This window comes from Paenibacillus sp. GCM10027629, from assembly GCF_042676425.1.
GTDB classification, from domain to species: Bacteria; Bacillota; Bacilli; order Paenibacillales; family Paenibacillaceae; genus Paenibacillus_K; species Paenibacillus_K terrigena.
In genome coordinates, this window is the sequence record NZ_JBHTGZ010000009.1 from 2,129,221 (window position 1) to 2,152,456 (window position 23,236).

23 protein-coding genes are annotated in these 23,236 nt (G+C 44.3%); 4 read left to right on the forward strand and 19 right to left on the reverse strand.

Annotation, left to right across the window (positions count from 1 at the left end):
- Positions 1-158 precede the first annotated feature (158 nt).
- The 5 genes from ACFQZR_RS19360 to ACFQZR_RS19380 form a co-directional block, all read right to left on the reverse strand.
- Positions 159-1,496 carry a GntT/GntP/DsdX family permease gene (locus ACFQZR_RS19360; RefSeq protein WP_379348735.1) on the reverse strand — a complete coding sequence of 446 codons (1,338 nt, stop codon included), beginning with the start codon at positions 1,494-1,496 and terminating at the stop codon, positions 159-161.
- A gap of 32 nt (positions 1,497-1,528) precedes the next feature.
- A complete protein-coding gene (locus tag ACFQZR_RS19365; RefSeq protein WP_379348737.1) occupies positions 1,529-2,881 on the reverse strand; it encodes a D-serine ammonia-lyase in 1,353 nt (450 codons plus the stop codon).
- Positions 2,882-2,935: 54 nt separating this feature from the next.
- Entirely contained in the window at positions 2,936-3,310 is a 375-nt protein-coding gene (locus tag ACFQZR_RS19370) for a RidA family protein (RefSeq protein ID WP_379348739.1), read from the reverse strand.
- 406 nt (positions 3,311-3,716) lie between these two features.
- Positions 3,717-4,271 (reverse strand): cupin domain-containing protein, encoded by a 555-nt coding sequence (locus tag ACFQZR_RS19375; RefSeq protein ID WP_379348741.1) that lies wholly within the window; start codon positions 4,269-4,271, stop codon positions 3,717-3,719.
- A 135-nt stretch (positions 4,272-4,406) separates the two neighbouring features.
- Positions 4,407-7,031, reverse strand: coding sequence for a glycoside hydrolase family 3 protein (locus tag ACFQZR_RS19380; protein ID WP_379348743.1), 2,625 nt, complete (start codon positions 7,029-7,031; stop codon positions 4,407-4,409).
- Positions 7,032-7,288: 257 nt separating this feature from the next.
- Between ACFQZR_RS19380 and ACFQZR_RS19385 the strand changes: the two genes are divergently transcribed.
- On the forward strand, positions 7,289-8,029 hold the full coding sequence (locus ACFQZR_RS19385; RefSeq protein WP_379348745.1) for a glycosyltransferase family 2 protein: 741 nt from the start codon (positions 7,289-7,291) through the stop codon (positions 8,027-8,029).
- Between the two features lie 146 nt (positions 8,030-8,175).
- On the opposite strand, the gene ACFQZR_RS19390 is transcribed toward ACFQZR_RS19385, so the two are convergent.
- The 6 genes from ACFQZR_RS19390 to ACFQZR_RS19415 form a co-directional block, all read right to left on the reverse strand.
- Entirely contained in the window at positions 8,176-8,946 is a 771-nt protein-coding gene (locus tag ACFQZR_RS19390; protein ID WP_379348747.1) for an ABC transporter permease, read from the reverse strand.
- Positions 8,947-9,705 (reverse strand): ABC transporter ATP-binding protein, encoded by a 759-nt coding sequence (locus tag ACFQZR_RS19395; protein ID WP_379348749.1) that lies wholly within the window; start codon positions 9,703-9,705, stop codon positions 8,947-8,949.
- A 15-nt stretch (positions 9,706-9,720) separates the two neighbouring features.
- Positions 9,721-10,071 carry a DUF1048 domain-containing protein gene (locus tag ACFQZR_RS19400; RefSeq protein ID WP_152394222.1) on the reverse strand — a complete coding sequence of 117 codons (351 nt, stop codon included), beginning with the start codon at positions 10,069-10,071 and terminating at the stop codon, positions 9,721-9,723.
- A 12-nt stretch (positions 10,072-10,083) separates the two neighbouring features.
- Entirely contained in the window at positions 10,084-10,431 is a 348-nt protein-coding gene (locus ACFQZR_RS19405) for a DUF1048 domain-containing protein (RefSeq protein ID WP_379348752.1), read from the reverse strand.
- Entirely contained in the window at positions 10,428-10,736 is a 309-nt protein-coding gene (locus ACFQZR_RS19410; RefSeq protein WP_379348940.1) for a PadR family transcriptional regulator, read from the reverse strand. The genes ACFQZR_RS19405 and ACFQZR_RS19410 overlap by 4 nt, the downstream gene beginning before the upstream one ends.
- Positions 10,737-11,017: 281 nt before the next feature.
- Entirely contained in the window at positions 11,018-11,512 is a 495-nt protein-coding gene (locus ACFQZR_RS19415) for a DUF6022 family protein (protein ID WP_379348754.1), read from the reverse strand.
- Positions 11,513-11,678: 166 nt separating this feature from the next.
- On the opposite strand from ACFQZR_RS19415, the gene ACFQZR_RS19420 reads away from it, so the two are divergent.
- A complete protein-coding gene (locus tag ACFQZR_RS19420; RefSeq protein ID WP_379348756.1) occupies positions 11,679-12,428 on the forward strand; it encodes a MerR family DNA-binding transcriptional regulator in 750 nt (249 codons plus the stop codon).
- 149 nt (positions 12,429-12,577) lie between these two features.
- Here the strand turns inward: ACFQZR_RS19420 and ACFQZR_RS19425 are convergent, their stop codons facing one another.
- A complete protein-coding gene (locus tag ACFQZR_RS19425; RefSeq protein WP_379348758.1) occupies positions 12,578-14,698 on the reverse strand; it encodes a multicopper oxidase family protein in 2,121 nt (706 codons plus the stop codon).
- Between the two features lie 30 nt (positions 14,699-14,728).
- A complete protein-coding gene (locus ACFQZR_RS19430) occupies positions 14,729-15,265 on the reverse strand; it encodes a hypothetical protein (RefSeq protein ID WP_379348760.1) in 537 nt (178 codons plus the stop codon).
- Positions 15,266-15,409: 144 nt separating this feature from the next.
- Here ACFQZR_RS19430 and ACFQZR_RS19435 point away from each other — a divergent pair, with 144 nt between their 5' ends.
- Together ACFQZR_RS19435 and ACFQZR_RS19440 are read left to right on the forward strand one after the other, a co-directional pair.
- Positions 15,410-16,108, forward strand: coding sequence for a response regulator (locus ACFQZR_RS19435; RefSeq protein ID WP_379348762.1), 699 nt, complete (start codon positions 15,410-15,412; stop codon positions 16,106-16,108).
- Positions 16,098-17,447 (forward strand): sensor histidine kinase, encoded by a 1,350-nt coding sequence (locus tag ACFQZR_RS19440; protein WP_379348764.1) that lies wholly within the window; start codon positions 16,098-16,100, stop codon positions 17,445-17,447. Before ACFQZR_RS19435 ends, ACFQZR_RS19440 begins: the two co-directional genes overlap by 11 nt.
- A gap of 220 nt (positions 17,448-17,667) precedes the next feature.
- Here ACFQZR_RS19440 and ACFQZR_RS19445 read toward each other — a convergent pair whose 3' ends face one another.
- The 6 genes from ACFQZR_RS19445 to ACFQZR_RS19470 form a co-directional block, all read right to left on the reverse strand.
- Entirely contained in the window at positions 17,668-18,180 is a 513-nt protein-coding gene (locus ACFQZR_RS19445; RefSeq protein ID WP_379348766.1) for a DUF3231 family protein, read from the reverse strand.
- A 408-nt stretch (positions 18,181-18,588) separates the two neighbouring features.
- Positions 18,589-19,446: a copper amine oxidase N-terminal domain-containing protein gene (locus ACFQZR_RS19450; protein ID WP_379348768.1), complete on the reverse strand. Its 858-nt coding sequence runs from the start codon at positions 19,444-19,446 to the stop codon at positions 18,589-18,591.
- Between the two features lie 551 nt (positions 19,447-19,997).
- The gene (locus ACFQZR_RS19455) at positions 19,998-20,786 is read right to left on the reverse strand and encodes a class I SAM-dependent methyltransferase (RefSeq protein WP_379348770.1); all 789 of its coding nucleotides are present in this window, start codon (positions 20,784-20,786) and stop codon (positions 19,998-20,000) included.
- 57 nt (positions 20,787-20,843) lie between these two features.
- The gene (locus tag ACFQZR_RS19460) at positions 20,844-21,926 is read right to left on the reverse strand and encodes a nucleotidyltransferase domain-containing protein (RefSeq protein ID WP_379348772.1); all 1,083 of its coding nucleotides are present in this window, start codon (positions 21,924-21,926) and stop codon (positions 20,844-20,846) included.
- 252 nt (positions 21,927-22,178) lie between these two features.
- Complete coding sequence (locus ACFQZR_RS19465) at positions 22,179-22,346, reverse strand: hypothetical protein (RefSeq protein ID WP_379348774.1); 168 nt, start codon at positions 22,344-22,346, stop codon at positions 22,179-22,181.
- A gap of 437 nt (positions 22,347-22,783) precedes the next feature.
- Positions 22,784-23,236, reverse strand: a 453-nt coding sequence (locus tag ACFQZR_RS19470) for a hypothetical protein (RefSeq protein WP_379348776.1), incomplete at its 5' end; no start/stop codon positions are given.

The following is a 23,236-nucleotide window of genomic DNA, read 5'->3' on the forward strand; positions in this document are numbered from 1 at the left end:
CAAACTGCTCCATAATCCGACTGATAGTTTCCCCGTACTTTGCAATTTCGCAAGTAGATAGAGATGAAAAAGGCACTTAAATTTCATGCCGTTGGAAGCATGTAATTTAAGTACCTTTGTATCTCTCCATGACGAATGTCCAGGATGGTGATATTTTATTAAATTACAAGATTTAAAAGTAGTATACCGCCTAGAGAAACAAATGATGCAATTAGGCAGGCTGCAGTGAAGCTCTTAAACATATCCGGTAACGATAATCCTAAATATTCTTTGACGAACCAGAAACTCGAATCGTTGACATGGCACCATCCAATCGCTCCGGAACCAATGGCGAGAACGATAATTTCCGGACTCACACCAGGATAAGCAGCCAGCATAGGTGCCACCATGCCTGCAGTACTAATCATGGCCACCGTAGCGGAACCGATCGCAAGGTGCATGAGCCAAGCTATGAGCCAAGCAAGAATAACGATGTTCATATTTAGCGACATCAAAACCTTAGACAATTCATTACCTAACCCACTGTCAACTAAGATCTGATTAAATGCTCCACCGCCGCCAATAATCAGCAAGATACCGGCAATCGGTCCAAAACATTGTTCTGTAAGCGTTAACAGGTTTTTCATTTTTAAACCACGAGAAAGACCTAACGTATAATAAGCTACAAATACCGAAATGAGAAGTGCGATAATTGGATTACCTAAGAAATTAACAATAGGCAATAACGCAGAATCTTTTGCGAGAAACATTGTACCAACCGTTTTTCCTACCATAATGATTAGAGGCAATAAGATCGTAAATAGGGTAATGCCGAAGCCTGGAAGATTCTCAGATGGTGTTGCAGCACTCGGCTCTGATTCTTTTATTACCCCAGTCTTGCACTTCTTACTAATAAACTTGGCCCAAATTGGACCCGCTAAAATGGCCGTAGGCGTTCCTACAAGAAGAGCATACAGAATGACCTTACCTACATCAGCCCCCAAACTTGTAGTAATTGCAAACGCTGCCGGATGTGGAGGCACCATCGAGTGAACGACCATCAGCGATACTGCCAAAGGAATTCCTACACGGAGTAACGACATCTTAGCTTGTTTGGCAACGATGAAAACCAAAGGAAACAGTAAAACAAATCCTACTTCAAAAAATACGGGGATGCCGCAAATTAACCCGACAATTGTCATTGCCCAAGGAGCTCTTTTTTCTCCCATTGTTTCTAGTAAGGTTCGTGCAAGGCGCTCCGCGCCGCCAGATACTTCCAACATTTTGCCTAAAATTGTACCAAAACCGATAACGGTGGCCAGAAAACCTAATGTTCCAGCCATACCGTTTTCAATGGAAGTAGCAATCTTAGGAAGAGGCATACCTGTAGCAACTCCCACAAATATACACACTAAAATTAAGGATAGAAAGGGATGTATTTTAACTTTAAGAATGAGAAAGATGAGAATTGCTATAGATGCGGCCAATACTAGCATCATCATTGTTGCAGTGTCCATTGTCTTAACCTCTCCCTATACTATAGAGTAAATTAGCTCATTGCGCCTTTACGGTAGAAATCATCCATAACATCTTTCGGAACCATGCCACCGCCAGTAGCCCAAAGAATGTGCGTGGCATTTTGCATCTTCTGTTCAAGGTGATTAATTTTCAAATAATCTTGTCCCATGGAAGAAGCGTTCAGTTGAACCGGTCCGATAAATCCTGCAACGGCCGATGGTTCTAAGAATATTCCTTCTGAGTCGGCTAGCTTTCTAAGAATCCGATACAGGCAATCGTCTTGAACAGTGAAGACACCGCTAATATCTTTCTCTAGTGCTTTGCCCACAAAGCCAGATGGTCTCCCTACGGCAAGCCCATCTGCTGCAGTAATATTATCAACGCCAAATTCCTGAGCGGATACCTCGCTATGCTTACGTGTCATTAAACCTAGCAACATGGCCGGTGAATGGGTTGGCTCTGCAAAGAAGCAATGAACATTGTCTCCAAATACTGTCCGCAATCCGAATGTAATTCCGCCAGGAGCGCCGCCTACACCGCAAGGTAGATATACGAATAGCGGATGATCCTGATCGACTGGAATCTTCATGTCATTGAGCTGCTTTTGGAGCCGTTTAGCTGCTACGGCATAACCAAGGAATAACGTTTTAGAATTTTCATCATCAACGAAGTGGCTATTGGGATCTTTCTGGGACTCTTGTCTGCCTGCTTCTACTGCTTTCCCATAGTCACTATTGTGTTCAACGACGATTGCGCCTTTTTGCCGTAATAAATCTTTTTTCCATTCTTTCGCGTCCGTAGACATATGCACAACAACTTTGAAGCCTAATTGGGCACTCATAATACCAATACTAAGACCTAGATTACCGGTTGATCCGACCACAATCGAATAATTCGAGAATAGCGTCCGGAATTTTTCATCTGCCAGAATGGAGTAGTCATCATTTATTGACAGCATGCCGTGTTTAAAAGCGATTTCTTCGGCTACTGCTAATATTTCGTAAATTCCTCCGCGAGCCTTTACAGAACCGGAGATGGGCAGGTGACTGTCACATTTAAGATATACAGATCCCGCTATGTCCTGATTGAACATTTCCGCTAACTGCTGCTGCATTTTAGGGATGTTGACTAATTCGGATTCGATGATTCCGTTTTTTTCCTTAGTCTCCGGAAATACTGTTGCTAAATAAGGGGCGAAGCGAAGCAGCCGTTGTTCTGCATCTTCGATATCAGCGATCCCTATTTCCGTGTTAATAATTCGGTTGCTGCAGCTCTCAAGCTGCGGGTTTACCCAGAAAACTTCCTTAGTATCAATGATGTTTTGCAGTAGTGGTAATTCATTTTTCCATTCTTCGATCGTTTTTCCAGCAATTAAGTTAGTCATGGTTACCTCCGTACTAAAATGGATATATTTTAAATCCATTAGGTGATTTTAATTTTATTTTTCTGCGATGAATTCGATTTCAACTTTGGCTCCCATAGGAAGACCTGCAACCTGGAAGCAGGAACGTGCGGGTTTGGTTGACTTGAAATAAGAGCCGTAGATTTCATTCAGACAAGTGAAGTTGGCAAGATCGGTCACAAAAATAGTCGTTTTTACAATGTCATCGAAATCATATCCTGCTTCGTTCAAAATTGCGGCGATGTTCTCCATCACTTGTTTTGCCTGTATTGCAAAATCATTATTCATTTCACCTGTCTGGGAATCAATTCCAAGTTGACCAGATGCATACAAACGTGAAGCGCTTACAATTGCTTGCGAATAAGGTCCAATTGCAGCGGGAGCTTTATCAGTCATAATTGTTTGTTTCATAAAAAATTCCATCTCCTTGTTTTGAGGTAACATTCCCATTAATATCTAATTGCAGTTCTAATTGCAGTGTATTAATATATGGGCACCTCCATTGTTAACGATATTTCTCATCGGAAGCCTAAAAGTTAAATCAGATTTAATAAATTAACTATAGATGAATATTAGCACTTCACGTTTATTAATTCAAGCGTAATATTTATCGATTTTTTTGGTAAAAAAAACCGCTTCCGTATTTACCAGTGTAAAATACACTTGCAAATACAGAAACGGTCTATGTCCACAATAGAATTTATAAAAGTTTCGACGTCTCGAAACTAGAAAATTCTATTTGGCGATAAAACCGACCTTTAAACGCGGTCGCTCATCTTCGAAAGGCCTCGATAGAGGTTTTCTCATATTCAGTTTTCTAAAATGTCGGAGGCGTAATAGCAAAAATAACGGTTGCGTCTTGATCCGATTTATTTTCCCACTTATGTTGCATTCCAGGTGGTATTTTTACACTGTCCCCATGATATAAAGTCTCCACATCGTCCCCAATAAATAATACGACCTCACCCGCCAATACATAAGCGACCTCTTCACCAATATGTCTCATAGGTTTTTCGGCAGACTGGGATTCAGGCGGTAATTTCATGAGAACCATCTCAATTGAGCCGCTTAAATCCGGAGACAATAATGAATATTCCCAATTGTTCGATGATGGAATAATGACTTTTTTTCGGGAATTTGCTCGAGTAATTAAATTTTTGGTTGGCACAAATTCGGTAAACAAACTAAATAAAGGAATTTCTAACGCATCGGCAATTACACGCAGCGTGTTCAGTGACGGACTGGAAAGTCCCCTTTCAATTTGGCTTAACATGGATGAAGTTACATTCGTTAATTCTGATAACTGTTTAATCGTATAATTCTTGCTTTTGCGAATTTTTGCGATTGTTTTACCTAATTCTAGATTATCCATAATTCATCATACCTCTTAAAAATACCTCAAATTTAATTAATATGCCGTTCCTAAGCTTAATAGCCTATAAATATAAAGATATCATAAACCTTAGAAATATTAAAGTTTGGCTACTCAGTAATAACTCTTACAAATTTATTTCCGAACGTAAAACGCTCCTGTCAACGGAGCTTCGTCCGAGTTAGGTCCGACCATCACCTCGAATTTACCCGGTTCCACAACCCATTCATAGTTTCTGGTCAGTGTCCGGAGTTGTCGATAACCCAGCGTCAGCGTGATGCGCTTGGTTTCGCCTGGTTCAAGATGAATTCGCTTAAAGCCCGCGAGCTCCTTGCACGGTCTGACCGTGCTGCTGAATTCATCTCGGATATAGAGCTGGACAACTTCCTCCCCTGCGACAGTTCCCGTATTGGTTACGCTAAACGATACGTTTACTTCCCCATCCGGAGCAATCTCCTGTGCGGAAATATCAATATCTGAATACGCAAATGTCGTGTAACTCAGGCCATACCCGAATGGGTACAACGGAAGCCAGTCCATTTCAACATATTTATGTCCGTAGAACGGTCTGCGATTATAGAATACAGGCAGCTGGCCTACTGATCTCGGGAAAGACATCGGAATGCGGCCTGCAGGATTGACATCTCCAAATATCACCTCTGCCATGGCATTTCCGCCCTGCTCGCCGACAAACCATGCCTCTACAATCGCATGCAGATGCTCTGCCTCCCATGTGATCGACATCGGACGTCCATTTTGGAGGACAAGAACAACAGGCGTTCCGGTTTCATAAATTTTCTTCACGAGTTCAAGTTGTCTTCCCGGAAGATTCAGGTCCGCTCGGTCCAGGTTTTCACCACTCGTCTGCTCATTGTCACCCACCGCAACGATGGCAACATCCGCCTCTTGCGCCGCTCTCACCGCTGCGTCCATATCGTTGTTGCCAAGGCTGTAACCGAGGATGACCCTTACGCCACGTGAATCGTTGAGATACTCAACCTTAACGTCGTACTCCTCGCCTTGGACGAATTGGAACGCCACCATTTGATTGGCGTCATGCTCTCCCCAACCGTCAACAATCAACTTGCCATCTACCCAAAGACGCATGCTGTCCATGCTGCTGAGGCCAATGTAACCATTCACGGTAGCGTCCGGTTTAATTTTGCCTGTCCAGCGAACGGTGAAGTTATCCGCGTTTACGCCGTCAGCAGGTTTTGTGTAAATCCAGTTGAAGTTGATCAGCCGGTCATTCCGCACGCAAGCAGGTTCTCCCTCGAACGAAAGAGAGTTGTAATACTCACCCAAAAGACCGTCATTGCCGGCTTTGTCCTTAAGCCATCTGTCCGGAATCGGCATAAGGTCGGACTCCAGAATCTCACAGCCTTTGGCATAAATCACTTCAGTCTTGTCCGAAACGATGTTTTTGATACCCTGCAAAAGCGTAACAGCATGCTCAGGCACAACAGGGCTGCTGTAATCTCCGTAACGAGGAACATCCGCGCTTGGTCCGATCACTGCAATCTTGCCGATGTCTTTTTTGAGGGGAAGCGTATTTTTGCTGTTTTTCAACAGAGTGATCGACTTTCTCGCAACTTCGAGTGCCGTCTGCACGTGCTCCTCACAGTGGACAACTTTCGAAGAAAGTTCGATATCCGTATATGAATTTTCAAAGAGCCCTACTGCAAATTTAACGGTAAGGACACGTCCTGCGGCTGTGTCTACAACCTTCTCGTCCACCTCACCTGATTTTACAAGGTCAATGATGCTGTCCTGGTAGATATCATGCGGAAAGTCGTAAAGCTGCATATCAACACCGGCTTCAAGGCCCATCTTGATCGCTTCCCGTTTGCTCTCGGCAACATAGTGACAAGTATGCAGCATGGAGACAGCAGTCATGTCCGCTCTTACGAAGCCCTTCATGCCCCACTGGTCGCGGAGTACACCGGTAAGCAGCGAATGGTCACTAGCCACAGGAGTGCCGTCAATGGAGTTATAGGAACACATCGTATTCATGGCACCCGCTTGGAAAGCAGCCTCAAATACAGGCAGACAGAAAGCTGCATTATCATGATGCCCCATCATTGCCGGAGCACAATTGTGTCCTCCCCTAGGTGCACCGTATCCTGTAAAGTGTTTTGGTTCCGACACCACGGCATCGGGTCTTGTGAGGTCATCCGTTTGAAGCCCTCTTACCATGTTCTCCGCGAACAGAGACCCCAGATAAGGATCCTCTCCGTATCCTTCTTCCACTCGTCCCCATCGGATTTCCCTGGCAAGGTCGAGAACCGGTGCCCAAACCTCATGGATACCAAAGCTGCGCGCCTCAGAAGCGATGACTCTCGCTTGTTTATATCCGAGTTCAGGCTCAAATGTTGATGCGAGTGCAACCTGCTGAGGGAGCACTGTACAGCCTGTCCATCCAAAACCGTGAAGTCCCTCTTCGCTGAAGAGTACTGGAATCCCCCATCTAGTATTTTGAATGATATACTCCTGAATTTTATTGGCTGTCTCTGCTTTGGAATTTCGGTTTTGGATGCATCCGATTCCAATACCGGCAGATACCTTCTCCATTTTTTCGTAGTTAAGCGCATCTGCATTTAAGCCTTCTACGGAATCGGAAATTTCATTTCCCGAATAAATATCAAGCTGTCTTACCTTTTCTTCAAGTGACATTCTCGATATAAGGTCCGCAACTCTTTCTTCAATAGACAAGCTTGCATTCATATAAGGGTAATGTTGTAAGTCTTTTCTTGTGCTCATAGTAATCTCCTTTTTATCTTTCTAAGTGCATGACACTTTCATTTTCATGATTTCGGTAACATTATACTTTCATGAGAACACTTTGTCTATCGAATGAACAAAGTTAATAGAATTTATTTTTTCTACTCAAGCTCAATGGTCGGGCGCCGGACATTTGTCTCATTTTGTAGGAAAAGTTCCGTCGCGTTCGTTAGAATACTTTTTATATACAGGAACAAACAAACAGGAATTGTTGTTCAGTTGAACATATAACGTAATTGATTGACTTGGAGGTGAGGGAGTTGCTCGAGGCTTCAAATTGGTTACAAGGGATATCTATTATAACAAGCACTAACCGCCCACATTTCTTTAATAATATTCTTAAAAATTACAAGAATCAGCTTCACCCGGTAAAAGAATTAATTATTATCTTGAATAAAGATAGCATGAACTTAGCTAAATACCGAAAAATTACTCAGAAATATAAAAATGTCTCCGTGTATAAGATTCCTGAAAAAGAATCTTTAGGTAGTTGCCTTAATTATGCTGTAAGTAAAACGAAATACCCGTTTATCTCAAAGTTTGATGATGACGATTTCTATTCACCTTTTTATTTAGCCGGACAAATGAAGGCTTTACACCGATCAAACGCTGATGTTGTGGGAAAAAGGGCATATTTAGCGTATCTTGAAGCAAGAAAGATGCTCATCCTTCGCTTTCCCAAGCAACAGAATAAGTTCGTTCGTTTCATTGCGGGAGGGACCATCTTATTTAAAAGAAGTGTTTTTGACCACGTACGATTTCCCCATGTGTCATTAGGAGAAGACGTCTCATTTCTAAGTAGATGTCGGGCTAAAGGGTATAGAATATATGCGTCTAATCCGTATAATTATGTGCAAATTAGAAGAAAAAATAAAAAAACTCATACATGGAAAGGGAGTGATAACTATTTACTAAAGGGGGGGCACATTATTGCGAAAATAGATCAATTCAGGAAAATTGCTACACGACGGGATTAAAAAGGACTCCTGTAGCTTAACGGCATCCACGATTCGACACCTACTTCAATAAAAAAGAGAACAGGCCACCCGTGGCAGTCTGCTCCCTAATTATCTTTAATGCTCCTTACTTTTATTGAACACTTTCATTATAATGCATACAAACATTAAGCTGCATTCCGCTTGTATGCGCGCATCGCAAATAGATATGCGACGATCATTATCCCTAAGCACCACGCTAAAGCGATCCAGATATCATTGCCTACCGGTTGATTTGACAATAGTGCACGGATTGCCTCTACGATAGACGTCACCGGCTGGTTCTCGGCAAAAGCGCGAACGGCTCTCGGCATCGACTCGGTCGGTACAAAAGCCGAGCTGATAAACGGCAGGAAGATTAAAGGATAGGAGAAGGCGCTTGCTCCCTCCACCGTTTTTGCGGACAGTCCGGCAATGGCCGCGATCCAAGTCAAAGCCAGCGTAAACAGTACAAGTATACCGGCTACGGCAAGCCAAGACAGTACCCCTGCAGGCGAGCGAAAGCCCATAATGAGCGCTACGAGTATGATGACGACAACAGAAATGACGTTGGATACCACCGAGGTCAGCACGTGCCCCCACAGCACGGTGGAACGCGCAATCGGCATGGAGTGAAAACGCTCAATGATGCCCCGCTGCTTATCCAAGAACAGGCGGTAAGCCACGTATGCCACACCGCTGGCAATAGCCATAAGCAGTATACCAGGCAACAGGTAGTTCACATAGTTATCTGTACCGGTTTGGATTGCACCGCCGAACACATAGACGAACAGCAGCATCATTGCAATTGGAGTGATGCAGACCGTGAAGATGGTGTCCATACTGCGGAAAATATGGCGCATGGAACGTCCGAGCATCACGCTCATGTCGCTGAAAAAATGGTTTTTTGCCGTCTCCATTTACATGGCCTCCTTTTTACCGATGATTGCGAGGAATATTTCCTCCAATGTCGGCTGTTTTTCAACATACTCCACCTTTGCGGATGGAAACAGCTTTTTCAGTTCCGCGAGCGTACCGCTGATGATAATCCTGCCCTCGTGCAGAATGGCAATTTGGTCGGCAAGCTGCTCGGCTTCCTCTAAATACTGCGTGGTCAAGAATACTGTCGTGCCGCCGTTGGCAAGCTCCTTTACAATCTTCCAAACCTCGATACGTGCCTCGGGATCAAGCCCGGTGGTTGGCTCGTCGAGGAAAATGATCTGCGGTTTGCCCACAAGGCTCAAGGCGATGTCGAGCCTACGGCGCATACCACCTGAATAAGTAGATGGCTTACGGTCGGCCGCGTCAGTTAAGCCGAAACGTTTCAGCAAATCGTCCGCAACTTGACGCGGATGATCCAGATGCCGCAGCTTGGCAATCATGATCAGATTTTCCCGCCCGGTCAATATCTCGTCAACCGCTGCAAATTGCCCGGTCAAACTAATCGACTGCCGCACATGGTCCGGCTTTGAAGCGACGTCAAAGCCGTTTACAGCGGCGGTGCCTCCGTCCTGTTTGAGCAGCGTGGTAAGGATTCTAACAATCGTCGTCTTGCCCGCGCCGTTGGAGCCAAGCAGGGCGAAGATCTCACCCTGCTTCACTTCAAAATCGACGCCCTTTAGGACTTCTGTGTTCTTGAAAGACTTTCGCAGACCTTTCACTTCAATTGCTTTTTTCATCCCGCGATCCCCCTTTTACTTTTTTTTATCCGTAACCTTTTTCATGGCCTTGCTAACTTCTTGGTTAACAGATTCTTGATAGATGTCAGCGTAAGTTTTGGAATCTTTGATTAGATCGTCGCAGAAAGCTGCAACGTCACTACCCGTCACATCGAGCACGCCTTTCCCCAAGGCCGCGCCCTCTTCAAAAAGATCGACAATCCCCGATAGCAAATCCGTACCTTCGGTTAGTTCAACAGGGCCAACCTTAAAGAGATATTTTTGAATCTCTTTATAAACAATCTGATAATCTCGCGGGAGCGCTTTGACTCGCGCCACGTGCGCTCGCCACTCTTTTTTGCCTTCGATGATATCTCGAATTCTCATTTTATCCTCCTCCTATTTACCTAGTTTTTTAGCGATATTATTGTTGAGTTGCTCGCGCCACTTGTCGCGATAAGACTTTGCCCCTTCTTCGCCGGCCAGCGCCGAACAGAAGCCTTTGATATCGTCACCCAATACCTCTTGGACACTCTGACCGTCCGCCGCCGCTTCTTCAAGCAGGCCAAGCACACCGTCAAAAATTGGCATGAGGTTGCGACCGGTGAAATCTGAGTGCGGCCAAAGATTGGCATTAATTTTTTTCCATGCCGCTTGATAATCAGGCGGTAGCTTTTTGACTCGCGATTCAAAAGATTTGAATTCTTTAGTCATGTCACTGCCAGTGATTTTTTCCCAAAAATTCATTGTTTTTTCTCCTTTAACTCGTTAATTTTTGATGATACGAACCCCCATTTTTCCCAGAACCTCTGCAGTTCCTCGCGCCCCGCGTCATTGATCGCGAAAAACTTTCGCGGCGGTCCCATTTCGGAGGGCTTCTTGGTGATCTCCACCAACTTGTTTTTTTCAAGCCGGATGAGGATGGTGTACACCGTTCCCTCCACAACATCTGCGAAGCCAAGGGCGTTCAGTGTCCGCGTGATTTCATAGCCATAGGTTTCTTCGCGGCTTATTATTTCTAGGACACAGCCCTCAAGCACGCCTTTGAGCATTTCCGTTAAGTTTTCCAACACAATCACCCTTTACTATTCTGTACGACTGGTATGCAGTATTACTTACTACTACTATAAAGTAACACGCAGTAGCTGAATTGTCAATAGCGTTATTTCTAACACTGATTTTATATTTTCAACTATCCTGTCCGTTAACGCAACGCGGCTGCCGATCTATGCCGGCAGCCGTGTTTTAGTTATTTATTAAGCTATAGTATCCCGTTAGCTTAACAAATCCATCCTTCCGAGATATACATCTCTACATCTCTATTCTAATGAACTCAGCAGGATTCCTTAATTCGCCTGATTCCTTGCACTATCCGCCCCTTGAGACTCTCCCGCAGCGAGTAAATGACCGGTGCCGAAGGTATGTCGAATTTCAGATGGGAGTGGGGAATTTCCGTGAGTATGGTGCCGATCGGGTTGCCTTTCTTGTCATGGATTACGTTCCAAAATATTCTCGATCTGTTGTCTTCCGTACCCCATTTTTCAAGGGAGTTTCGGAAAATCAAGCGCTTGGCGATAACGAAATCATTCTCTTCGAGCTTCTCCATAGCGCTGAAACCGGCATCTTCCAGCTGTTCGAATATGAACGGCATAAGCTGATCCAAATAAAGACCATAGGCCGCATCTTCGATTTCAATAAAAGCAGCCGTCAATTGTTCATGCATGGATTCGTACATCGACCTCCACTCGGACTCGATATAACTGTTGGCCACCTCACTTATTTCTTCGATCACCATGTCTTGCCGGAAAATCGGGAATCCTTTCTTCACAAGCAAACGCCTCCTTCTCTTCATTTCAATTCCATTGTACAACTTGGAAGCAAATTCGAAGGTTAAGCAAAAATAAGAGAAGGAATACCAACTATTTTTATAGAAAACCTTATAAGCATGTTTAATCTTGATCTATTGTAATGAGGAGAGAGATGGAGAGTTGACGATGCGCCCAAAAAAAATGGCGGCGAAATTCATGATTAGCGCCAGTACTATAAGGACTTACGAGGCTAAAGGCCTAATACCTCCAGCTGAACGATCATCAAATGGCTACCGTATTTATACGGACCAGCACGCAGCCTATCTGTCGTGTATCCAAGCCATGGCCCCGGCATTCGGAATGGAAGTGACGGCCGACGTGCTTCGTTGTCTCCATCAGGACAAACCGCAAGATGCAATGTGGATCATCAGGGAAAAAGAAGTCGCTTTGTACGAGGAAAAAGAGAAATTAGAGAGGTTAATCCAGGATATTCGGATATACGCTAACGAAAATAAATCTCCGTATGCCGAGGAGCCGTTCACCATCAACGAAGCATCCGAACTGACGCAGGTTCCCAAATCGGCGATCCGCTACTGGGAGCAAGCAGGATATGTAACGGCGGATCGGGATCCTGACAACCGATATCGTCGATACAGTGGATCTCATTTGCTAAAAATCAGGTTGATTCAAGTGCTACAAAGCTCCGTGTATTCAGAAGATACCGTGAATTTTAAGCAATCCATCGCCGCGGCCGAACATACGGATCTGCAGGGGGTCATGCATGTGGCTGAGAATGTCAGGACTTATCTAGATAAGATCATCGAATTCCAGATGTGTGGGATATCCTATTTACACCAATTAATTCAGTTTACAAAAGCCTCGATCTTCGACGGAGCTAGGACCATTCAACCGCGCCCGAATGGACCCGACGATTAGATCTAACCCGGAGCAGAATACTCTTTATCCGTGAAATGGAAATACCACCATTTGTCCATTTGTTAAACTATCTTTCTAGTTAGCGTAACGAGGCTACCGATCGTTTACACAGTATCCTCGTCATGTAGTTGTTTCTCGTATCCTGTTTTCTAATCAGGCAAGTTTCCAGACCTCGTCCCTACTTCATATGAAGAACGCACATTGTCGTACATGAGATGCAAAATCATGCCGGTTGCAGCATGATCGAGGTTATGGCAGTGGTCCATCCACATACCCGGATTGTTCGCGATAAATGCGACCTCATACGATTCGCCGGGAAGTACACTTAACGTATCGGTAAGCCATGGGGTCTTTACCTTCACGCCGTTTTTCTTCAAAACCGTCATATGATGCCCGTGCAGGTGCATCGGATGCTCAGTCAAACTTTTATTCACAAACGTCGTTTTGACTTTATCACCTTCTTTGACGACGAGAGTCGGCACCCGGGGGTAAACCTCTCCATTGATCGTCCATAGAAAATGAAACTTGCCGTTATAAAAGCCCATCTCGTTTCCGAGAATCATTTGGAACTCCCGATCGAATTTTAACGTAGCTGCAGTTACGTCGTTTGCGACGGGCTTACCGTAATCGGACGGGTCAAACAAAGCCGATTCCGCTTTGAAGATCGGTTTCTCCGGAGGGGTCTCGGTGTAAAAAGTGATACCCGGATTGCTTACGTTTTTGTAATCGCCAAGTTTAAAGAAGACCGGGTGATCCGGCATCGTGAAGACCACGTCATATCTTCCGCCCGAACCAAGCCGATACGCCGTTTGATCGGACAATGGCTGCGGGTCTTGAATCCGTATCCCGTCAATGCTTGCGATCCGGAATTCTGTCCCTTGCAGAAGGTATTTTTGTGATTGGTTATGCGTATTAATGATTCTCAGCTTCACTCTCTTTCCCGGTTTCACCTGCTTCCACTGCAATACGTCATGTTTTCCGATTGCATGTTTATATCCTTGGTCGGTCATCCAACGATGGTTGATAACGGTAAACTGTTCATCAAAGGTTTCGGCGTCCTGTTTAGGTTCAACGATCAGCGTACCGAAAAGCCCTTTCACCACTTGCTCGGCGGCTTGCTGATGAGAGTGGAACCAGTAAGTCCCTTCCTGATCGGCCCGAAATTTGTAAGTGAACGACTGTCCCGGTTTCACGACATTTTGGGTCATCCCCGGAACGCCATCCATCGCATTCGGCACGTTATAGCCATGCCAATGAATGGTAGCCCCACTATCGATATCTTTATTGATCAGCTTCACTTCGACCATATCGCCATGCTTCACCCTGAGCTCGGGAGCGATTTCTCCGTTAAATGTCCAGGCATCGATGACGGCTCCGGAAGCAAGCGTTATCTTCTTCCGCTGTGCCACCAGCTCAAATTTCACATCGGCAGGATCCGAAATATTTCCTGTCAGAGCGGCCACTTCAACTGTACCGGTTTGATTATTCACATAATGCTGTTGATGATTATGATGATCGGAGTATCCGGATATCTGGGTAGCCGAGCCGCCCCCTTCGTCAATCCTTTCATGATTCATCATGTCAGATGCTTCCGGCAGTTTGGAGGCATTGACTCCTACCAGCACATTTGATACGAGGATGGCGATGGCTACCACGGCTGTGAGAATACCCGCAACAGCGAGGTTTAGCAGCCTAACGACAAACCCGCACTGAAGCTGCTCTCCCCGTATAACCTTAAGGTACCTTCTTCTTGCAAAAATCGCAGGCACAAGCAAAATGAGCGCAACCAGCATGAATCGTTGAGCGATCTCAAACGGGCTGGGTAGGATCGGCTGGGCAAAGACGGTGCTGAAGGCAGAAATGACGGAGGCAAGCGCTGCCGCATAAAAGGATAGCGGTACGGAAGGATGAGCCACAGTGCGCAGCGCTGCCTGCGTCGGCGGTTCCCCTCCGGATTCCCGCAAACTTTTTAACCGAGGTAATATCGTTACCGCCAAATACAATTGAGGAACCAATGTCAACGGTATGAGCGTTTTGATCGTGCCCTCCGCAAACAGACAGCCACTCATAACGAGTTGGCCGATGATCGTCGCGTACCACATTGCACTCAGAAGAAGCGCCGCGCCTCCCGTCCAGATCGAGAAGTTTATTCTATTTTTCAAGCTTTGGTTGCTCTTAGAGTAGGGAAGGCCTGCTGCTGCAATGCTCGCGATCCCCCAAAACAGGGTCATACTGACCGTTAAAATGATGCTGGCTATGGTTTCGAACATGGTTTCCACTCCTCGTGATCAGATGATTCGTCAGACTGCCGCCCCCGGTTTCGATTTCTGAACCTTATTGTTTATTTTACCGAACGGTTTGAAATAAGAGATCGCCGTCATAAAGATCAACGAGACGATATTGGCAATGGCACCTCCAATTAATGAATAACTTGAATTCAGAAAGGCTGCGTCACTTAGCGCATCGAATCTCTCCTGTTTGGCAATGCGAACGATATGTGATAACCAGTCCCCCATATACTCGATGCCGAAACCAATCAACGATAGGGTAAGGATCAGCTTGATCAAGATCCAATAATGCTTGAATAGCCCCCAATTTGTCCAGACGGACAATACAATACCGGTGAGCAGCGCAACAAGCGCCGTGTACCGGATAAAGACGACATCGATCAAATGCATATTGTCTAAGGTGTAATATAACTGCTCGCCGTTCTCTGCGTTCAACATATACGTGCCGAGCAGCAGCATGCACATCGCTCCGCCAAGCCAGCAGACCACCGAAAGTACATGGATGACGATGATCAACTGCTTTTTCTTGATAGACAATTTGTAAATCATATTCAAATCCTCCCTAACGGTTTCTTTGTTAGCTATACTACCAGCGAAATGTTGCGAACTTGTGGTGAAACTATTTACAGGTTGTGGGGGCTACCAATATCCTATAAAGTGGAAATAAGAATGGATAGGTCTGGGGGCATGGAAATGGGAATCAAGGTTCTGATCGTAGAGGATGAAATCAAAATCGCATCACTCATGGAATCGTTTCTTCAATCCGAAGGATACGATGTCCTGACAGCGATGGACGGCAAAACTGCCTTGCAGCTTTATACTAAACATAAACCGGATATCGTTATCCTAGACTGGATGCTTCCCCATATGAACGGACTTGACACGTGCCGACAACTCAGACAGATAGGTTCTCCCGGTATCATCATGGTCACGGCCAAATCCGAGGAAACCGACAAAATCGTCGGCCTCGAAATGGGAGCGGACGATTATCTGACGAAGCCTTTCAGCTTGAGGGAGCTTTCCGCACGCATCCGCTCATTATTGAGACGTATGAACAGAAACGATACTGAAGGGCACGGCAGCGTACTGCGAAGAGGCGATCTTGCGATTCACGAGGAAAGTCTGCAGGTATTTAAAGGGGTTGAGGAGCTGCATCTCACGCCGACCGAATTCAAGCTCCTGCACCTGCTGGCGTCAAAGCCTGGGCGGGTATACAGCCGAATGCAGCTTCTGCAGCACGCTTTCGAGGAAGAGTTTATCGTCGACGAACGGACAGTGGATTCCCATATCAGCAAGCTTCGCAAGAAGATCGAGAGCGACTGTCGGACCACCGACTACATTCAAACGGTCTACGGATTCGGCTACCGTTTCGGAGCGGAACATGAAAATTAGAACCAAGCTGATCCTGTCGATGAGCGTTTTAATCGTATTTATCATGCTTTTTCTGCTTGCCGTCATACATGTTCAGTTTTACATTTCCCGCGACTTTGCTTATCTTGAGAAAAAAGATACTTTTGAATCATTGAGGAAGGAGTTCGAACACTATTACAGGAATCACGGTGATTCTTGGGAAAATGTCGGCAGCGCAAGGTTTGAATATTCCGGCTCCTTTGCCGAAATCGTTTTGTCCACGGATGGAAAATCCTTGTATCAGCAAGGAAAATTAAGCGCGGACGAACTTCGCAGCGACGGCTACATGCTCGCGCTTAACGAGGAGGACCGGAGGATCGGCAGACTGTACGTGATGAACGATAGGCAGTACAAGATCTATGAGTTTAAAACGATGTGGTACGGCATGCTGCCCAATATCGGCCTAGCTTCTCTGCTTTTCACCTGCATTGCGGCTCTGCTGACTATCTTTTTATTGTCATGGAGACTGACAAGCCCTATTCGCAAAATTATTAAAGGGATCGAGATTATCAAAAAAGGTGACGCTGCAGCAGTCTTTCCCGAACAAAGGAAAGATGAATTCGGAGCGATTTCCAGGGCTCTTCGAGAGATGAACGATTCGCTAGCCGACGCGGAACGAACCCGAAAGCAGCTGATGTCCGATGTCGCTCATGAATTGAAAACTCCACTTATGATCATTCAAGGTGAATTGGAGCTGGCTCATGAGACGGGAGTCTCCCTCTCTGCAGCTAAGCAAGCTTCAATTCACGATGAAGTATTGCGGTTGTCGCGTTTGGTTCATGATGTACTGGAATTGTCCAGGCTTGAAGCCGGCATGACGGAGCTGCGTCCGCGAACGGAGAACCTGGTTGCGCTGCTAGAGAATTTAACGACGAAGACCCGGTTTATGGTGGAGGATAAGCAAATACAGCTGTCCATGTACGCCGAAGAGGAGGTTATTCTCGTTTCGGTGGAAAAATCCCGCATTCTTCAAGCGCTGTACAACATCCTGACGAATGCCATCTACTATACGAATCCTGGTGGACAAATCCGAGTCCTTGTGGAAACAGTACACCTGCCAGACCAACTCCAGCCATATGCCCGTATCCGAGTTGAAGACAGTGGAGTTGGCATATCCGAAGAGGATTTGACCCATATCTTCAACCGATTTTATAGAGCGGATCATTCCAGGGCTCGTCCGAGTGGCGGGACCGGTCTTGGACTCGCGATCGCGCGGCAAAACCTCCTTGCTCACCGGAGCTGGATTGAGGTGCAAAGCGTGATGGGTGAAGGTTCGGTCTTCACCGTCTATTTGCCGATATGCGACGTGCCATGCCGCTAACGTGGCACTATCAGATGATGAAATGAAGTTATCTCAAGATAGACTGATTCGAATATAGAAACAGCGGCAGGCTTAGACATTTTGGCCGGCTGCCGTCGTATCATGATTGAACTATCGTGTCCCGTTAGCTCAATAGCAAATGAATTACAACTCGTTATTACTCCCAAAGCAGCACCGAACAACACTCCCTAGGGATTATTGTTCGGTGTTAGTAAGGTTACTATTGATCTTCTGGTCTTTTGATTTGTAAAGGAGGAGGAATAAGCCAACCTTTTTCTTTGTTCATTTGTAGAATACGACCGCCTAAGGCAGTTTTGGTGAGATGATATTTGGCAAATAAAGCGCCAATGTCTTCTCTAATTGATTGCCCCATTACTGTACTACAAGCAACAATACCCAAAGAAGAGTCAGCCGCTATCTTCGCTGCAATTTCTGGGTCAGTGAATCTTGCACCAACTGGAATATCTTCAAGTTTAGCTGGTGGTCTATCAGGCAAAACAGGTGCAGGCGCAATTCCGTTATCAGTAAGTAATTTATCACATTCTTTGATTTCCAGCTCTGCTTGATTGATGAGATCTTCCAATATTTTTTTAAGATCTTTGTCCCCAGCATGATAAGAGAATGCTTGGTAGCAAGACACAGCGCCGCGCGCTGCTACAGAAGCCATCCATACATTATAGATTTCACCGAAATGCATTGGTTCATCTTTTGGATTTCCACTTAGAATACCCATTAATCTAACTCCTTTTGTTGTTTTTTGTACAAACAAGTCGCCTAACAAATACAGGGGAATTGTTTGGCGAGAAAGCGAGAGCAAGACAATACAACGATTTACTCTTGTTATAACCCTTAAAAGGAATCGTTGCATGCCCTACAATATGATAACCATACTAATTGTAAGTATTCATAAATTTTGATTAAGTAGGGGCAAAACCAAGAAAAGAGAACGGAGAAATGAAAAAATGTTTTCCTAGAAGGAAGAAGTTATATGTGCGGTTGTATGGGAAAGCTCTTGACGACTACCTAAAGAGGTTACAAAAAAGTTGGCCAGTAGCTTATCTACGGCCAACTTTTTTATTGAGCTATCGTGTCCCGTTAGTTCAATGACCGGAGCGATAACTGTACGCTTCCCCAGTACCATTTACATTTCCGTACTCTTCATCAAACCGTTTTGTTCAGCTGTCTCCATCAATTTAGCAATGGATTCCAGCGCAGTCTCGCTGAACTTATACCATTGCCCCTCCACAGCGTCAAAAAGTAGCTCTTTCGGATAGTCTGCCAACTGTTCTTCCGTAAATCCGTTGAGTCCAGATGGACCACTCAAAATATAAGGATCAAATCGTTGGGCACTTTTTCCTGCAGTATCTAGAAAATCATATTGCCCGATTTTCGTATACCACCCAAGAATATCATAATTGTCATGCCACCCATAATTCGTCGGAGCATCCACCTTGGCACCTTTATTCGACTCAAAGAGCGCATAAACCTCTTCGTTATAACGCTTGCCACTGAACTGCTGCCTGTAGCCGCCTATTATCATGTGGTATTCATACTGCAATGTTGTCACTTTCACGCCATTGATCATCAAGGGCGCGGCATCGACCGTAACCGTACCGTTGCTGTAATAGACTGTACAGCCGAATGTTTCCGCTAGAAAGCGAAGCGGAACGAAGGTGCGATTATTGTGAATGTACGGCTGCGCATCCAACTGCAGTGTCTTTCCATCTTTCACTGCGGTGCTGCTGTTCAGTTGCAACGTTACTATCATGTCATTTCTCGTAATCGTCACTTCCGATCCCGACCAATCAACGGTAGCCCCCAGATTTTCGCTGATCACGCGTAAAGGCACCATTGTCCGACCGTTCTTCATCTCAGGCTGTACATCGGATGTAATTGCTACGCCATCCATGATAATCGGATGACTCTCTGCCGCATAAGCAGGCGACGATGCAGCAATGAGGCATAGAGCTAGTGCAGTGCTAAGAATAATTTTTTTCATTGGGTGAATTCTCCTCATATATAAAGATTTTGAAACGTGCGCTTAAAATCGCATGCTGATACTTCCTTACCGTTAATTACGAGACCACTCATCACGACAACTGCCATAATGAATTAAATGATAAGCTTCCTAACTGCACCATTTTTCTATACTCCGCACATAAAATCCCAAAAAATTACCGCTACCATATTCTTCCACAAAACTAATACGCAAAAATTGATGATTTTGTTGTGCAAATTGTCCGTTAGCTGAATGATTGTTACAAAGATAAGACCGGATTTACTTTATTGCCCTCCGGTATTATCCTTTTTACTATTTTAAACTCGCCATTAATTCGACTCTCCGCTTTACCACTATTTGTAATACGGTTCACCGTAGTGCATCCAAGCACAAACATCGATTCGATCACAAAATATACATCCACGTATAAAGCAAAGCCACTCCTGATATGAAGTGACCCCATAAAGTTAGACACCATCTAACAATTGGGGGCACTTCAATAATGGAGTGGTTTCTTATTAGAACTTATTTTCTATTCATATGGGTTATCCTTATTTTTTCGCTACTATTGTAAATGTTTTAGGTATCCCTTTGTCGAACACCTCGGAAGAAAGATTGGGGAGTTCCTCCAGCACTTTAATCGTTAAGCCTTCTCTCGCAATGGATGTGACGATTTCGCCAAGTGTCCAATTACGTAGATAAACCTTGTGAGAAGTTTCATCGATATGTTCCGAATCTGAATACTTAGAATGGGATACATCTTTTTCAATAAGCGATGTATCAAAATAGTCACCTGTAACCTTATGTTTCCTAATGTTTGCTGTTGTTCCCTTTGAGGTTATCAGCTTAGTGGATACAGGGTGAAAGTCTTGCAAAATCATCATTCCTCCATCATTAAGAAGGCTATGAACCAAAATAAATAAAGGGTATATATCAGTGAAATAGTGAAGGATGCCAAATTCAATAAATACAAGGTCATATTGATTTGTTAAATCATCTGAAGGTAAATTCAGTACATCTGAGACGATGTATTTTAATTCAACACCTGCATGATTAGCTAATTCTGTTGCATAACGCTCGTTTTCAGAAGAGAAATCAACAACCGTTACATTTGCTCCTAAAAGTGCTAACGCTACTGCTTTATTTCCGTTTGAGCCAAGTAAATTGATTATGCTCCTACCCTCAATGTTTTCACCCATGAATTTGAAAGCCGTTCCGACTCTCTTTATGGGGTCTTGCTTTATTTTCTCAATAGCTTCCTTCGGCGTTCCAAACCTATTAACCCAAGATTCGTAAGTACCGTTGTTCCATGCTTTTTTATTTTGTTGTGTAGATTCCACTAATCAAACCTCCATATCTTGCCGAAAAGCGGACTTATTACGAACTGGGATATAAGATCAATGATTCATATAATGGGCATATAATTGCTCGAAGGTTGTAAAACGTTCGACTTCTCTGCCGACCTTACCATATTCGACTACATATTCATCCATCATTTCAAGGAACTTCTCTTTAATTACTGGTAAATCACTTGCATCATAGTACTGCATGAGATCAAATTTCTTGGTTCCTTTCTCCGCAGCCATTTCATCAAGATATCCTTGTGCTCCAAAGGCCGAAAGAAAGGCATAGGAGGCATCGTTCGTTTTAACACTGTTCAAGATTTTATTGCGGTAGTTGCACCACAATTCTTCGTAAGTTCCCCTCAGATTATCAAAAGTCGGAGCAGGTTTAACAATGAAGTTATCACACATCTTACTATGTAACCTCGTAACGCTATTCAACATATTAAAAGATGCAATTCGGATATCTTCAATGGTATGAGCTTCGATGACTGACATGTATAAGGATTGGAGATCATCCGGAACATAGCGATACGAGCGTATTTCTTCCAAATATCGCTTGATTCCTCGTTTGATGCAAGTATTATTCATGCTGACCAAGGCATTGACCAGATTGTACAGAACGCCAGCAGATGCATGTCGCACTGAACCGATATCTTCACCCAGCATCGTATCGCTGTATGCTTGCTTAGCCAGATCGATCCATTTTTTTGCTCGATTAAGACACGCTTCTCCTATCGGCTCCGCAAGCGCATCAAGAGCTTTTTGCCTTAAGTCGGTCAATTTCTCCAAATCCTCAGGCTTTGCATAATAGAGAATTTTGAGCTCGGTTAGGCTCGATACGTTGGGACTCTCTAAGGTGGATTGCGCGTGTATTCTTGTATCCCATGGCGTGCAATAGATGTCATATCCAACGTCATCTAAGATGAAGCAATCGGATATTCCCCATCCCCTTTCTGTATTATTAATGATAATTAAATCAAGATCGCTCTTCTCGTGAAAGTCCCCGGTGCTAAACGAACCAGTAAGCCCAATAATTGCGATATCGTCTAGAAAATCTCTTCTTGAGCGTTCGATCACCATGTTGATCAGCAGTTCATTTTTGTCCAGCAGCTTCTTCTTTATGATTTCGTTCATTCGTTACACCCCTTCGTATGAGCCGGCCGTCCTTCATCACAAAAACCTCAACTAGAGTCTATCGATTTAGAGGTGCGGTTGCTATGTATAAGTTGAATTAATTCATCTTTGCACAAAATCCGCTAAACCGTCGATATGACGATATAGCGGATTTCATTAGTTCTTTTATAAATAATTTTCTTTATGCTTTCGCAGGACAAGAAATACCGATCCGCCAACTCCCTTATGCTGACTCCATTGCGGAATAGGGATTTAATCTCGGCGTTTTGAAGAGACCATACTCTTGCTGAGTGTTTTCTCGCCCCATTTTAAGTGTGCCTCTTTGGGTTTTGGGATATAAACCAATTCGCCTTGAACGTATTCTTGAATGATACGAAGCAATTCTTCCGGAAAAATAAACTCGGCTTTTGAATATTTCACGTGCCTCACTCCTTATTTAATAAATCAATAAGTTGCAAAGCCAGTTAGAAGAATATTACGATTCGTCGTTGGCAATGTGATTGTTCCTTTTATTGAGCTATCGTGTCCCGTTAGTTCAACAAACGAATTTAGTTCCAGTTACTTTTTTTCGAGAGAATAACAGTAAAGCCAACCACCTTATAGCCATTTGTTCTGTCGTTCTTAAATGTAATCTGAACAGTATCAGCCTTAGTACGGTTGGTCACATTTCCTTGTATCATGAATTCACGTACATCCGATTTCGCGAGGGGGAGTATTCGGGCTTATCGAAAATAAAATCAGTATGATACTTTTCCGTTAGAATGCTCATTATTTTTGGATGAAGTTCTGTAAATAAGGCTTCTTGCAGAAAAGTTGTATTTGATTTAGGTAATGTTCCATTGCCGAAAGCTGAATTACTACTCGAGGTCAAAGATATTACTGCTATTACAATTGCTATTATCGACCGCCATAGGGTCGACAACTGCAGCCGCATCGTTAAATTTAAAGAAGAGATTGTCCTCAATCGTATAAGTTTCATGTTCTATAAATATGAAAGCGTCAACATAAATATCCGATATTTGCGTTAGATTGGCGGTTCCCGATACATAAAAGCTTAACCAGTTTACAGAGGCGTTCGGCTTGAACATGCCGATCTTCACATCCGTCCATACGTTATCCTCCGTTTCCGACGCAGTGATCGTTTGCTCCGAAATCGTAAAATTCTGATCTGTGATATCGTAAACACCTATTTTGAAAGCATCGCCTGACGGATTGGATGCTGCATGCTTCACCTTAACCTTCACGTAGACATCATATAACGTGCCAGGCTTCAGATGAGAGAAATCCCAATTCATATACTGAATATTCCA

What these genes read in the sequence shown, in the direction of transcription:
- ACFQZR_RS19370 (WP_379348739.1), bottom strand. Translation starts at nt 3,310, where the DNA reads ATGAAACAAACAATTATGACTGATAAAGCTCCCGCTGCAATTGGACCT.
- ACFQZR_RS19360 (WP_379348735.1), bottom strand. Translation starts at nt 1,496, where the DNA reads ATGGACACTGCAACAATGATGATGCTAGTATTGGCCGCATCTATAGCA.
- ACFQZR_RS19425 (WP_379348758.1), bottom strand. Translation starts at nt 14,698, where the DNA reads ATGTTCGAAACCATAGCCAGCATCATTTTAACGGTCAGTATGACCCTG.
- ACFQZR_RS19405 (WP_379348752.1), bottom strand. Translation starts at nt 10,431, where the DNA reads ATGAATTTTTGGGAAAAAATCACTGGCAGTGACATGACTAAAGAATTC.
- ACFQZR_RS19450 (WP_379348768.1), bottom strand. Translation starts at nt 19,446, where the DNA reads ATGAAAAAAATTATTCTTAGCACTGCACTAGCTCTATGCCTCATTGCT.
- ACFQZR_RS19420 (WP_379348756.1), top strand. Translation starts at nt 11,679, where the DNA reads ATGCGCCCAAAAAAAATGGCGGCGAAATTCATGATTAGCGCCAGTACT.
- ACFQZR_RS19380 (WP_379348743.1), bottom strand. Translation starts at nt 7,031, where the DNA reads ATGAGCACAAGAAAAGACTTACAACATTACCCTTATATGAATGCAAGC.
- ACFQZR_RS19440 (WP_379348764.1), top strand. Translation starts at nt 16,098, where the DNA reads ATGAAAATTAGAACCAAGCTGATCCTGTCGATGAGCGTTTTAATCGTA.
- ACFQZR_RS19390 (WP_379348747.1), bottom strand. Translation starts at nt 8,946, where the DNA reads ATGGAGACGGCAAAAAACCATTTTTTCAGCGACATGAGCGTGATGCTC.
- ACFQZR_RS19365 (WP_379348737.1), bottom strand. Translation starts at nt 2,881, where the DNA reads ATGACTAACTTAATTGCTGGAAAAACGATCGAAGAATGGAAAAATGAA.
- ACFQZR_RS19430 (WP_379348760.1), bottom strand. Translation starts at nt 15,265, where the DNA reads ATGATTTACAAATTGTCTATCAAGAAAAAGCAGTTGATCATCGTCATC.
- ACFQZR_RS19375 (WP_379348741.1), bottom strand. Translation starts at nt 4,271, where the DNA reads ATGGATAATCTAGAATTAGGTAAAACAATCGCAAAAATTCGCAAAAGC.
- ACFQZR_RS19410 (WP_379348940.1), bottom strand. Translation starts at nt 10,736, where the DNA reads ATGCTCAAAGGCGTGCTTGAGGGCTGTGTCCTAGAAATAATAAGCCGC.
- ACFQZR_RS19395 (WP_379348749.1), bottom strand. Translation starts at nt 9,705, where the DNA reads ATGAAAAAAGCAATTGAAGTGAAAGGTCTGCGAAAGTCTTTCAAGAAC.
- ACFQZR_RS19445 (WP_379348766.1), bottom strand. Translation starts at nt 18,180, where the DNA reads ATGGGTATTCTAAGTGGAAATCCAAAAGATGAACCAATGCATTTCGGT.
- ACFQZR_RS19460 (WP_379348772.1), bottom strand. Translation starts at nt 21,926, where the DNA reads ATGAACGAAATCATAAAGAAGAAGCTGCTGGACAAAAATGAACTGCTG.
- ACFQZR_RS19435 (WP_379348762.1), top strand. Translation starts at nt 15,410, where the DNA reads ATGGGAATCAAGGTTCTGATCGTAGAGGATGAAATCAAAATCGCATCA.
- ACFQZR_RS19400 (WP_152394222.1), bottom strand. Translation starts at nt 10,071, where the DNA reads ATGAGAATTCGAGATATCATCGAAGGCAAAAAAGAGTGGCGAGCGCAC.